General features: G+C 43.9%; 1 protein-coding gene. It reads left to right on the plus strand.

Annotation, left to right across the window (positions count from 1 at the left end; translation table 11 throughout):
* Positions 1-255: transposase (locus ACEO2X_RS14625; protein WP_371972217.1), on the plus strand; the 255-nt coding region annotated here is incomplete at both ends.

Here is a 255-nt window from a genome sequence, read left to right on the forward strand (position 1 = left end):
CCAAAGGGGCGGCAGAAGTAGCACTGGATGAGCTAGAAGAAAAATGGGGCGAAAAATATGGTGTGGTCATTCAGTCATGGCGTACCAAATGGCATCTACTATCCGCCTATTTCAAATACCCTAAAGCAATTAGGAAGCCGATTTACACCACCAATGCCGTTGAAGCCGTACATCGTCAATTCCGCAAACTAACCAAAACCAAAGGAGCTTTCCCCAATGAGGATAGTCTGATGAAATTACTGTATATTGGTATTC

Origin of the sequence: Acinetobacter sp. AL9, from assembly GCF_041464035.1 — a bacterium.
Taxonomy (GTDB): domain Bacteria; phylum Pseudomonadota; class Gammaproteobacteria; order Pseudomonadales; family Moraxellaceae; genus Acinetobacter; species Acinetobacter towneri.